Raw genomic sequence first — 12118 nt, forward strand, 5'->3', positions numbered from 1 at the left:
TGGCCCGCGCCCTGCGCGGCAACCCCGGCCCGTACCAGGTGGTCACCGCCGACGGCACCCGCCCCGCCTGGCGGCCCGGCTCCTTCGACCGCGTCCTGGTCGACGTGCCCTGCACCGGGCTGGGCGCGCTGCGCCGCCGCCCCGAGGCCCGCTGGCGCCGCCGCCCCGAGGACCTGGCCGGCTTCGCCCCGCTCCAGCGCGGACTGCTGACCGAGGCGCTGCGGGCGGCCAGGCCCGGCGGCGTCGTCGGCTACGCCACCTGCTCGCCGCACCCGGCCGAGACCCGCGCGGTCGTCGACGACGTGCTGAAGCACGAGAGCGCCGAGATGATCGACGCCCGGCCGATGCTGCCCGGTGTGCCCGCCCTCGGCGACGGCCCCGACATCCAGCTCTGGCCGCACCTGCACGGCACCGACGCGATGTACCTCGCCCTGCTGCGCCGCACCTGAGCCGCGGGCCGGCACCGGTGCGCGCGGGGGCGCACCCGGCGGGCGGGGCCGGACGGGTGACACGACATACTGGGGCCATGGTTCAGATCAACCCCAGCATCCTGTCCGCCGACTTCGCGCGCCTGGCCGAGGAGGCGCGGCGCGTCGGAGGACCCGAGGGCGCCGACTGGCTCCATGTGGACGTGATGGACAACCACTTCGTCCCCAACCTCACGCTCGGTGTCCCGGTCGTCGAGTCGTTGCGCAAGGCGACCGACACCCCGCTGGACTGCCATCTGATGATCGAGGACCCCGACCGCTGGGCGCCGCAGTACGTCGAGGCGGGGGCCGGCTCGGTCACCTTCCACGCCGAGGCCGCCGCCGCACCGGTGCGGCTGGCCCGCGAGATCCGCGCCAAGGGCGCCCGCGCCTCCATGGCGCTCAAGCCCGCCACGCCGGTCGAGCCGTACGAGGACCTGCTGCCCGAGCTGGACATGCTGCTGGTGATGACCGTCGAGCCCGGCTTCGGCGGCCAGGCGTTCCTCGACGTCATGCTGCCCAAGATCCGCCGCACCCGGCAGCTCATCGACAAGCACGGCCTGCAGCTGTGGCTCCAGGTGGACGGCGGGGTCTCCGCCTCCACCATCGAGCGGTGCGCCGAGGCCGGCGCGGACGTCTTCGTGGCCGGCTCGGCCGTCTACGGCGCGGACGACCCGGCCGCGGCGGTGCAGGCCCTGCGCGCCCAGGCCCGGGAGGCCGCCGACGGAGCCGCCGGCGGGTGCGCCCACTGAGGACGGCCCGGGGCGCCTGAGGGGCGGCCGGCGGGGGCGGGCATGGGTGCACCGTGCACGGAGTGGATCAGGACCGCCGTGGATCTGCGAGGATGAACGCGCAGAGTGAGGGACGGGCGCGTACACGAGTACGGCGGAACGGTAGCGAGGTGAGTGCGGTGTCGACCGGGCGGTCAGCCACGAGAATGGGTCCCGCCGAGCTGATGCAGGCGGCGGCCATGGCGCGCCGCTTCTATCTGGAGGGCAAGTCCAAGATCCAGATCGCGGACGAGTTCGGGGTGAGCCGCTTCAAGGTTGCCCGGGTGCTGGAGACCGCGCTGGAACGGGATCTGGTGCGCATCGAGATCCGCGTCCCGGCCGAACTGGACGCCGAGCGGTCCGACGCGCTGCGCGCCCGCTACGGGCTGCGCCACGCCGTCGTCGTCGAGTCGCCCTCGGACGCGGCCGAGGACGCCGCCGACCCGGAGAACCTCGGCGAGGTCGCCGCCGACCTGCTGGGCGAACTGGTCACCGAGGGGGACGTGCTGGGCCTGGCCTGGGGCCGCTCCACCATCCACATGGCCACCGCCCTGCACCGGCTCCCGCCGTGCACCGTCGTCCAGCTCACCGGCGTCTACGACGCGGGCACCGCCGAGCGCGGTTCGGTGGAGGCCGTGCGCCGCGCCGCCACCGTCTCCGGCGGCGAGGCCCACCCGATCTACGCGCCGATGCTGCTGCCGGACGCGGCCACCGCCGCCGCGCTGCGCGGCCAGACGAGCATCGCCGCGGCGTTCGAGTACTTCGACAAGGTGACCGTGGCCGCGGTCTCCATCGGTTCCTGGGAGCCGGGCGTCTCCACCGTCCACGACATGCTCGGCGAGGAGGAGCGCGCCCACTACGCCTCCCTCGGGGTCGCCGCCGAGATGTCCGCGCACCTCTTCGACGCCGAGGGCCGCCGCATCGGCCGCGACCTGGGGGAGCGCTGCATCACCGTCGAGGCCGACAGGCTGCGCCGCATCCCCGAGGTCATCGCGATCGCGGGCGGCCGCCGCAAGGCCGCGGCGATCGGCGCGGTGCTCCGCTCCGGGCTGGTGACCAGTCTGGTCACCGACACCGCCGCCGCCGACTACCTGCTGCACGAGACCGGCCCCGGCCCCCGGCCCGCGCTGGACCGCGCCGACCCGGACGAGAGCGCGCGCTGACCGGAGGTCCGGGCCGCAGGGATCCGGCCCGGACCTCCGGCATTGGTGGGAACGTACGACGGCGTCCCCGCCCACCTGGGCTTTTCTCCATGGCCGGGGGCGGGGGCGGACGTGCAACAATGAAGTACGTGCGATTTCTCAACGACCAGCGGCCCGCGTACAACCTGACGTACGACGACGTCTTCATGGTGCCCAACCGCTCCGCGGTCGGCTCCCGGCAGGGCGTGGACCTCTCCGCACCCGACGGGACGGGCACCACCATCCCGATCGTCGTGGCCAACATGACCGCGATCGCCGGGCGCCGGATGGCCGAGACGGTCGCCCGCCGCGGCGGCCTCACCGTCATCCCCCAGGACATCCCCCTGGACGTGGTCACCGACGTCATCTCCTGGGTCAAGCAGCGCCACCTGGTCCTGGACACTCCCATCGTCCTGGAGCCGTCCGCGACCGTCGCCGACGCGCTGTCCCTGCTGCCCAAGCGGGCGCACGGCGCGGGCGTCGTCGTCGACGGGGAGCGGCGGCCGGTCGGCGTCGTCACCGACTCCGACCTGACCGGCGTGGACCGCTTCACCCAGCTCTCCCAGGTCATGTCCCGCGACCTGCTGCTCCTGGACGCCGGCATCGACCCGCGCGAGGCGTTCACCCGCCTGGACGGCGCCCACCGCAAGCTCGCCCCCGCCGTCGACGCCGAGGGCCGCCTGGCCGGCATCCTCACCCGCAAGGGCGCCCTGCGCGCCACCCTCTACACCCCCGCGACCGACGCCGCCGGACGGCTGCGGGTGGCCGCCGCCGTCGGCATCAACGGCGACGTCGAGGGGCGCGCCAAGGGGCTGCTCGACGCCGGGGTGGACACCCTCGTCGTGGACACCGCCCACGGCCACCAGGAGTCCGTGTTCTCCACCCTGAGGACGATCCGCGCACTGGACCCGCAGGTCCCCGTCGTCGCGGGCAACGTCGTCTCCGCCGAGGGCACCCGGGACCTGATCGAGGCCGGCGCCGACATCGTCAAGGTCGGCGTCGGGCCGGGCGCCATGTGCACCACGCGCATGATGACCGGTGTGGGCCGCCCGCAGTTCTCCGCCGTACTGGAGTGCGCCGCCGAGGCGCGCAGGCACGGCAGGCACGTCTGGGCCGACGGCGGTGTGCGGCACCCGCGCGACGTGGCCATGGCGCTGGCCGCCGGAGCCTCCAACGTCATGATCGGCTCCTGGTTCGCAGGCACCCACGAGTCCCCCGGCGACCTCCAGCAGAGCGCCGACGGGCGCCTGTACAAGGAGAGCTTCGGCATGGCCTCCGCGCGCGCGGTGCGCAACCGCACCGCCGAGGAGTCCGCCTACGACAGGGCCCGCAAGGCCCTGTTCGAGGAGGGCATCTCCACCTCCCGGATGTTCCTGGACCCGGCCCGGCCGGGGGTGGAGGACCTGATCGACTCGATCATCGCCGGGGTGCGCTCCTCGTGCACCTACGCCGGAGCCGCCACTCTGGAGGAGTTCGCCGAGAAGGCAGTCGTCGGCGTCCAGAGCGCCGCCGGCTACGCCGAGGGCAAGCCGCTGCACGCAAGCTGGTAGGCCGCTGCTCCCGCCTCCGCCCCGTGCCGGATCCGTGTTGGATCCGTGTTGTATTCGCCCGGCCCCGTGGCCCGCCCCCTTTCCGGGACGGGCCACGGGTGCTTCGATGGGCCCATGGGCGGACCGGCGCACGAGGAGACCCGCCGGGGCCACAGCGGCACGGGCCCCGGAGCGATCACCCCCGACGGCTGCGCGGTGGAGGTCTACACCCGCCTGCCCGTCGGCGACGAGCCCGACGTCATCGCCTCGGCGGTCCCCGCCGGGGCGAGCCTGCTGGAACTGGGCTGCGGCACGGGCCGCGTGACCCACCCCCTGCTGGAGCGCGGCTTCGCGGTGACGGCCGTCGACGAGTCACCGGGGATGCTGGAGCACGTGCGCGGTGCCCGCACCGTGTGCTCACCCATCGAGACGCTGGAACTGGGCGAACGCTTCGACGCCGTCCTGCTGTCCTCCTTCCTGGTCCACGCGGGCGACGTCCGGGTGCGCGACGCGCTGCTGCGCGCCTGCCGCCGGCACGTCGCGGACGACGGGTGCGTGCTGATCCAGCGCGAGGGCGAGGACTGGCACGAGCGGGTGCCCCGGGAGCGGAGGGCCGGCGGCGGACTGGTCAGGATCGCCGCGGCCGACCCCACCGACGACCCGCGGGTGTCCGCCGTCCGCTGCGAGTACGTCTTCCCGGACGCCACGTGGACCCAGACGTTCCTCTCCCGGCGAATGGGCCGGGAGGAGTTCGAGGATGCGCTGGCCGGCGCGGGTCTGGCCGTCGACTCCTACCTCACCGAGGACCGGACCTGGGTGAGGGCCCTGCCCACGGCATGACGCGCCGGCAGCGGCGGCGCGCCTGCCGGGCCGGCCGCTGCCCGCGCGCCACTACGCGTGCGGGCAGCGACCGGCCGGCCTCAGGTGCACTCGCCGGACTTCCCGACGGCTTCGGCGTAGGCGGCGATCAGCTTCTTCATCGTCGCCTCGTCGGGCCTGCCGGCATCGGAGACCCGTGCCGACGCGAACAACTCCTGGTCGGCCTTGCGCGGTTTCGCGCAGGAGACCTCGGCGAGCGCCCCCGTCTTCGAGTACATGTACGGCGGTTCCTCCCGCACCTTCTCGTCGCCCCCCAGGCCGATCGAGTCGTGGCCGCTGAGACCGGCCGCCGAGGTGGCGGCCTCGCGCAGTCCGGTCCCCGCCTCCCACCACTCCGTGGTGAACGACAGAACTTCCTTGCCGTCCACCTGGAGGCGGCAGCGCTCGATGCCGTCGATCTCGGCGGCGCCGGGGCGCACGGAGATTTCTTTTCCGGCCGGAAGGAACGGCTCCAGCCGGTCGGCCGGCACGGTCACGCCGCACAGGGACCCGGGGATCTCGTACTCCCTGTCCGGCGACGACGAGCAGGCGGACACGCACAGACCGAGCACCACCGCCCCGACGAGCGTACGGACCGACCGGGAACCTCCACGTACCGTGTGATGCTGCACTTTGACCTCTGTGTCGACTGATGGGATGCGTCTGCCGGGCGGAGCGCTTGGCGACCGCTAGTTCGGAATCTCGGTCTCCAGGTCGTCCGCCATCTGAGCGGCGTTCGTCGAGGCGTCGTTGAAACCGTCGGCCGTGCCGATGCGCGCCCATTCCGCCACCTGGTCGGAGTGCGGGGAGTCATGGGCCTTGGCCGCCTCCATGGCGGCCAGCTGGCTCAGCTCCACGTTCGTGTCCTTGGTGTCCTCCCACCTCGTGGCGGCCTCCTGGCCGGCGTTCTTGAGGTTGTCCGCCTCCATGGAGCCGAAGAGCTGTTCCAGGACGACGCTGCTGACCGTGCTGGCCGCCCCGCCGGCCGCGGCACCGGCGACGGGCGTCGCGACGAAGCTCGTCCCCACCCCGATCCCGAGACCGATGACGCCGGAAGTCACGTTCTTCGCCTGGTTGACCGCCTTCTGGTAGTCCTCGTCCTTCTGATGCGCCTCGCCCAGGACCGCCTCCTGGCGACCGATGGCCAGCGTGCCGCCGACCTCGGCGGACCTCCGGGAGATCTCCTTGACCGTCTCCTCCGGGGAGTGCGGGTAGCGCTTGTCCTCCGGGAGGTCGGGGTTCAGGTGGTAGTCCAGCAGGTTGGCCATGTACGCCTTCTGGCCGGTCTCGACCTTCGCGTACCCTTCCGGGTTCTGCCCCACGCTGACGAGGAAGCGTGTGACATCGCTGTGGTTCAGCTCGGCGGCGGCGCCTGCGATCGGGAAGAGCTTGTCGGAGTTGCCGTACTTGTCGTCGGCCGTGGCCCGGTTGATGTCGGGCAGGTACTCCGCCGCGATCTGCCCCATGCTGTCCGACAGGTAGCCGCGCTTGGTCAGGCGCTCGGGGTCGTCGGAGACGGAGGTGACGATGCTCTCCATCAGCTTCACCTGCTCCGGACTGTGCGGAGGAGTGTCCTTGTCCGGCCACTGGCCGGCCGGGTGGCCGGTCGCCGCGGCCTCCAGGGCCCAGCCCATGGCGTTCTGCCCGGCGATGCTCTCCTTGAAGTCGGAGTCGTACTGCTTGGGCCAGTCGCGCTCCTCGAAGAGGTACTGGAAGTTGGTCAGGCCGACCTTGCCCTCCTTGCCGTTGCCGTCGGTGTCCCGGGTGAAGTCGTGGTCCTCGTCCTTGGTGACGAAGGTGCCGTTGAAGAAGTCGGTGGCGGCGTCGGGGCTCTTGCCCAGGGCCATCATGAAGCCCGTCATCGGGTCCGAACCCTCGTCGGTGCCCGTCCGGTTGAGCATGGGCCCCATGGGGAAGTGCCAGGCCAGATCCGCGCTGCGGCCGTTGCCGCTGCGCTCCTTCTCGACCCGGATGAGCTCGTCGCCGTAGTTCTTCAGGAACTTGTCGTCGAAGTCGCCCCAGCGCATCAGGTTGCTCATCACCTGGGCGCCCACGGCCCGGGGGTTGTCCTTGCTCGGGACGAACTCGCCGGTCAGCCCGACCATGTCCCGCTCCCAGCGCTGCATGGCGGGGCTGTCGGACTGGGTGGCGGTGGCCAGGGTCAGACCGAGGTTCTCCTGCAGGGCGCCGTACTTGTCCACCCGGGCCTGGCCGAGCTGCATGTTGGTGTGCGGGTCGTTGATGCCCGTCCAGAAGTCCAGCACGCCCTGGGGGCCCAGCCCGGTCGCGAACCGCTCGGCGAAGAGGGGGTCGTCCTTGTAGCGCGCCATGGTGGAGTTGAAGTCGTCGAACTCCTGCGGGGACATGTCCGCGGGGTCCTTGGCGAGTTCGACGGCCCGGTCGGCGGCCTCCATCGCCTCGGCGGCGGAGTCGCGGTCGGAGTAGGAGGCGTCGGAGAAGCCGTAGGGGGTCTGGTCGGCCAGGGCCCTGAGCGCCCTGGCGGCGCTGGAGTCGCTCTCGGTGGCCTTGGTGAGGATGCCCTGGACCTCGTCGCGCAGGGCGGTGACGTCCTCGGGGGTGTGGTCGGGGACGTCGGTGCCCCGGGCGGCGCGGTCGGGGTGGATGTTCATGGTGACGGTGAAGCTGCCGTCGGAGTTGGCGATGACGGTCAGGTTCTTCTTCAGGCCGCGCTCGATGGCGTCGTTGAGCTGCCTGCGGTACTCGACCAGCTCGTCACGGGTGTCCTTGAGGATGTTGTGGATCGAGGAGGCCTGGGTGTGGGCGTCGGCGAACTCGCCGGCGGTCTTGGCGACGAACTCCCGGGTGACGGCGGCGTTGAGGCCGCTCCAGTCGGCCTTGTCGGCCTTGCCCTTGAGCTGCGAGCGGGCGTCCTCCTTCAGGACGCTCAGCTTCTCGACCATCTCCGACCAGTCGGTGACGGCCGCGCTCAGCTTGGAGAAGTCGGCGTGGCGGAGGGCGTCGAGCTTCACTGGAGCCGGGTCCTCTCGTCGAAGCCCTCGTCGAGCGCGTGGACGCTGTTGAACAGCGAGCTGATGTGCTGCTCGTCGTCGGCGTGGGCCTTGTTGCTGTACTCCATGTGGTTGGAGATGTGGGCGCAGGCGTCGGTGAGGGTGCGCAGCTGCTCCTGCCACCGGGTCGCGACGTGGTCCAGGGCGCCGCCGATCTCGAAGTCGCCCTTCAGCCCCGCGGCCGCGCCGGTGCTGCTCTCCCGGGCGTGGTCGCCGTCCTTGCGCAGCCGCTGGTAGAGGTCGAACGCCGCGTCCCCGACGGCGGCCAGGTCCTTCTGCGACACCTCGAGTTCGCCGGAGGACGTCGCGACCCCGCCTCCTCCGCCGCCGTCGAGCTGGTTCAGGCGCGTCTGCGCGGCCTTCCGCTCGGCGGCGGCCTGCACCAGCCGGTTCCACTCCTCGTCGAACGACACGTTCTCTCCCCCGCGTCCGGCTCCGCTTGTCGGGCCACACGGTATAGAAGCGCGGCTCCCGGTCGCCAGCGAGGGCCGCGCGAAGGGGGCCGGGAGGAGACCGTCGCGCCGCCGGCGGGGGACGCCGGTGCGCCCGGTTCGCGGGGGTGCGGCCGGAAAGGGGCGCCCGGAAGTTCGGACATGCTCCCCACCGGGCGGCGGCGCCGGGCCGTGTGATGCTTCGGTGAAGATTCCCCGGCCGTCCGTGCCGCGGCCCGGCCCCGCCGGAGGACCGTCCCGCGGGCCCGGTGTGCTGTACTTCGCTGCCGGGGCGACGCGATCACCGCGGCGTCCCGCGTACCGCCCGCACGACAGAAGTGGCCCACCCGCAGTGCGACTGAACGAGCTCGACGAACGCATCGTCCGCGCCCTCGCCGAGGACGCCCGGCGCTCCTACGCCGACATCGGCGCCGAGGTGGGCCTGTCGGCCCCCGCCGTCAAACGCCGGGTGGACCGGTTGCGTGAACAGGGCGCCATCACCGGCTTCACCGTACGGGTGGACCCGGCGGTGCTCGGCTGGGAGACCGAGGGCTTCGTCGAGATGTACTGCCGCCACAAGACCTCTCCCGAGGACATCCGCCGGGGGCTGGCGCGCTACCCGGAGGTGGCGTCCGCCTCCACGGTGACCGGCGACGCGGACGCGATCGTCCAGGTCTTCGCCTCCGACATGCGGCACTTCGAGCGGGTGCTGGAGCGGATCGCGGGGGAGCCGTTCGTGGAGCGCACCCGGTCGGTGCTCGTCCTCTCCCCGCTGCTGCGCCGCTACGGCTCGGGGTCGCCGGCCTGAGGCGTCTTCGGACACCCTTCCGGAGGAGTCTGCGAGCGCACAGCAGGCCGCGCAACGAATCGACGGACGAGGGCTCCAAGACGCAACGGATCGATGCCCGGTGCGCAACGGGTGCGGCTTGTGGGGCCCGGAGGGCGGACCGTACCGTCGAAGCGTCCCCAGATCCCGCAGCCGTACCCGGGCACGCCCGGTACGGCCGTCCGACGTGAACGCGAAGAGGTCCCATGACGCCGCTGCGCACCGCGCTGCTCCAGGGCCCGGGCGGTGTCCCCGGCTCCACCGCGGACAGCCTGGCAGCCCTCGACCGTGCCGCCCGCCGGGCCGCCGCGCAGGGGGCCCGGCTGCTGGTCGCCTCCGAGATGTACCTGACCGGGTACGCGATCGGGGAGCGGGTCGCGGAACTGGCCGAGCCCGCCGACGGCCCCGGAGCCGAGGCGGTGTCCCGCATCGCCGCCGAGCACGGGATCGCCGTCGCCTACGGCTACCCCGAGCGCGACGGCGAGGCGGTGTACAACTGCGCCGGGCTCGTCGGTCCCGACGGCGCCCGGCTCGCCGACTACCGCAAGACCCATCTGTACGGCGGCTTCGAGGCCTCCGCCTTCCGCCCGGGCGACACCCCCGTCGTCCAGGCCGACGTCGACGGCGTCCGCGTCGGGATGCTGGTCTGCTACGACGTGGAGTTCCCCGAGAACGTCCGCGCCCACGCGCTGGCCGGCACCGAACTGCTGCTGGTGCCGACCGCGCTGATGCGGCCGTACGAGATCGTCGCCCGGACCCTGCTGCCGGCCCGCGCCTTCGAGAACCAGCTCTACATCGCCTACGCCAACCGCTGCGGCACCGAGGGCGAGGGCGAGGACGCGATCGCCTTCACCGGACTGAGCTGCCTGGCCGCCCCCGACGGCACGGTCCGCGCCCGCGCGGGCGCGGGGGAGGACCTGATCACCGCCGACGTCGACACCGGGCGGCTGAGGGCGTCGCGCGCGGACAACCCGTATCTGCGCGACCGCCGCCCCGAGTTGTACGGCTCCCTCGTCTGAGGCGCGGCCCCCGCCCGGTCCGGCCCCGTTCCGTACCGCCCCGTTCCGTACCGCCCCGCCCCGTACCGCCCGACACCGCAGCCTGCCTCCGTCCGGGCCGACCGCCCGGGCACAGCCCGCCACGTACCACCAGGAGAACCGTCCATGACCTCCACGGTGCCCGCCGCCGTCCACGACGAGCAGCACGCACAGGCGCAGAACGAGCCGCCCGTCACCATGTTCGGCCCGGACTTCCCCTTCGCCTACGACGACTACCTCGCCCACCCCGCCGGCCTCGGCCAGGTGCCCGCGACCGCGCACGGCACCGAGGTCGCGGTCATCGGCGGCGGGCTGTCGGGGATCGTCACCGCGTACGAGCTGATGAAGATGGGCCTGAAGCCGGTGGTCTACGAGGCCGACCGGATCGGCGGACGGCTGCGCACGGCCCACTTCGACGGCTGCGACCCCGAACTGACCGCCGAGATGGGCGCGATGCGCTTCCCGCCGTCGTCCACCGCCTTCTGGCACTACGCGGACCTGGTGGGCCTGGAGACCAGGCCCTTCCCCAACCCGCTGGCGCCCGACACCCCCTCCACCGTCGTCGACCTCAAGGGCGAGTCCCACTACGCCCGCACCCTGGACGACCTGCCGGAGGTCTACCACCAGGTGATGGACGCCTGGAACGCCTGCCTGGAGGAGGGGGCCGACTTCTCCGGCATGCAGCAGGCCATACGGACGCGTGACGTGCCGCGCATCCGCGAGATCTGGTCGCGCCTGGTGGAGAAGCTCGACAACCAGACCTTCTACGGCTTCCTGTGCGAGTCCCCGGCGTTCTCCTCCTTCCGCCACCGGGAGATCTTCGGCCAGGTCGGCTTCGGCACCGGCGGCTGGGACACCGACTTCCCCAACTCCATCCTGGAGATCCTGCGGGTCGTCTACACCGGCGCCGACGACGACCACCGCGGCATCGTCGGCGGCAGCCAGCAGCTTCCGCTGCGGCTGTGGGAGCGCGAGCCGGAGAAGCTGGTGCACTGGCCGCTGGGCACCTCGCTGAAGTCCCTGCACGGCGGCGACCCGCGCCCGGCCGTGACCCGGCTGCACCGCACCGCGGGCAACCGCATCACCGTCACCGATGCCACCGGCGACGTGCGCACCTACCGGGCGGCGGTCTTCACCGCCCAGTCGTGGATGCTGCTGTCGAAGATCGACTGCGACGACGACCTGTTCCCCATCGACCACTGGACGGCGATCGAGCGGACCCACTACATGGAGTCCTCCAAGCTGTTCGTGCCGGTGGACCGGCCGTTCTGGCTGGACAAGGACGAGCGCACCGGCCGGGACGTGATGAGCATGACGCTAACCGACCGCATGACGCGGGGCACCTACCTGCTGGACGACGGCCCCGACCGGCCGGCCGTGATGTGCCTGTCGTACACCTGGTGCGACGACTCGCTGAAGTGGCTGCCGCTCAGCCCCCGGGAGCGGCTGGAGGTCATGCTCAAGTCCCTGCGCGAGATCTATCCGGACGTCGACGTCCGCAAGCACATCATCGGCAACCCGGTCACCGTCTCCTGGGAGAACGAGCCGTACTTCATGGGGGCCTTCAAGGCCAACCTGCCGGGCCACTACCGCTACCAGCGCAGGCTGTTCACCCACTTCGCGCAGGACCGGCTGCCCGAGGACAAGCGCGGCATCTTCCTCGCCGGGGACGACATCTCCTGGACGGCCGGCTGGGCCGAGGGCGCGGTGCAGACCGCCCTCAACGCGGTGTGGGGGGTGATGCACCACCTCGGCGGCTCCACCGACCCGGCCAACCCCGGGCCGGGCGACGTCTACGACGAGATCGCCCCGGTCGAGCTTCCCGAGGACTGAGCCGGGCCGGCGGGCCGGACCGGCCCACGGGGGCACGTCGTCCGGCCCCCTTCGGTCTCCGGCCCGCCGGGTGTGGCGCCCCGGTCCCGGCGGGCCCGTGCCGCCGGGGCCCACCGGCGCCCGCGGCCCGCGTGGCCGCACGGTCGCGTCCCCGAGG

At 72.6% G+C, this 12118-nt stretch carries 10 protein-coding genes and 1 pseudogene; 8 read left to right on the top strand and 3 right to left on the bottom strand.

The window, feature by feature from the left end; genetic code table 11:
* The 5 genes and pseudogenes from ACLIYP_RS26295 to ACLIYP_RS26315 all read left to right on the top strand — a co-directional run.
* Positions 1-449: pseudogene (locus ACLIYP_RS26295) on the top strand (rRNA cytosine-C5-methyltransferase); the annotation flags it as partial.
* A gap of 77 nt (positions 450-526) precedes the next feature.
* Positions 527-1219 (top strand): ribulose-phosphate 3-epimerase, encoded by a 693-nt coding sequence (rpe, locus tag ACLIYP_RS26300; RefSeq protein WP_412715593.1) that lies wholly within the window; start codon positions 527-529, stop codon positions 1217-1219.
* Between the two features lie 185 nt (positions 1220-1404).
* A complete protein-coding gene (locus ACLIYP_RS26305; RefSeq protein ID WP_177213908.1) occupies positions 1405-2400 on the top strand; it encodes a sugar-binding transcriptional regulator in 996 nt (331 codons plus the stop codon).
* Positions 2401-2519: 119 nt separating this feature from the next.
* Complete coding sequence (locus ACLIYP_RS26310; protein ID WP_412715594.1) at positions 2520-3968, top strand: GuaB1 family IMP dehydrogenase-related protein; 1449 nt, start codon at positions 2520-2522, stop codon at positions 3966-3968.
* Positions 3969-4082: 114 nt separating this feature from the next.
* A complete protein-coding gene (locus ACLIYP_RS26315; protein ID WP_412715595.1) occupies positions 4083-4787 on the top strand; it encodes a class I SAM-dependent methyltransferase in 705 nt (234 codons plus the stop codon).
* Positions 4788-4867: 80 nt separating this feature from the next.
* Here the strand turns inward: ACLIYP_RS26315 and ACLIYP_RS26320 are convergent, their stop codons facing one another.
* From ACLIYP_RS26320 to ACLIYP_RS26330, 3 genes are all read right to left on the bottom strand, one after another.
* Positions 4868-5380 (bottom strand): hypothetical protein, encoded by a 513-nt coding sequence (locus ACLIYP_RS26320; RefSeq protein WP_412715596.1) that lies wholly within the window; start codon positions 5378-5380, stop codon positions 4868-4870.
* A gap of 114 nt (positions 5381-5494) precedes the next feature.
* A complete protein-coding gene (locus ACLIYP_RS26325; protein ID WP_412715597.1) occupies positions 5495-7795 on the bottom strand; it encodes a hypothetical protein in 2301 nt (766 codons plus the stop codon).
* Complete coding sequence (locus ACLIYP_RS26330; RefSeq protein WP_412715598.1) at positions 7792-8247, bottom strand: hypothetical protein; 456 nt, start codon at positions 8245-8247, stop codon at positions 7792-7794. Before ACLIYP_RS26330 ends, ACLIYP_RS26325 begins: the two co-directional genes overlap by 4 nt.
* 370 nt (positions 8248-8617) lie before the next feature.
* Between ACLIYP_RS26330 and ACLIYP_RS26335 the strand changes: the two genes are divergently transcribed.
* The 3 genes from ACLIYP_RS26335 (at position 8618) to ACLIYP_RS26345 (ending at position 11961) form a co-directional block, all read left to right on the top strand.
* A complete protein-coding gene (locus tag ACLIYP_RS26335; RefSeq protein ID WP_093656644.1) occupies positions 8618-9073 on the top strand; it encodes an Lrp/AsnC family transcriptional regulator in 456 nt (151 codons plus the stop codon).
* A gap of 224 nt (positions 9074-9297) precedes the next feature.
* Complete coding sequence (locus ACLIYP_RS26340) at positions 9298-10110, top strand: carbon-nitrogen hydrolase family protein (protein ID WP_412715599.1); 813 nt, start codon at positions 9298-9300, stop codon at positions 10108-10110.
* Between the two features lie 144 nt (positions 10111-10254).
* Positions 10255-11961, top strand: coding sequence for a flavin monoamine oxidase family protein (locus ACLIYP_RS26345; RefSeq protein ID WP_412715600.1), 1707 nt, complete (start codon positions 10255-10257; stop codon positions 11959-11961).
* The last annotated feature ends 157 nt before the right edge of the window (positions 11962-12118 follow it).

This window comes from Streptomyces nanhaiensis (assembly GCF_046614825.1).
Classification (GTDB): domain Bacteria; phylum Actinomycetota; class Actinomycetes; order Streptomycetales; family Streptomycetaceae; genus Streptomyces; species Streptomyces radiopugnans.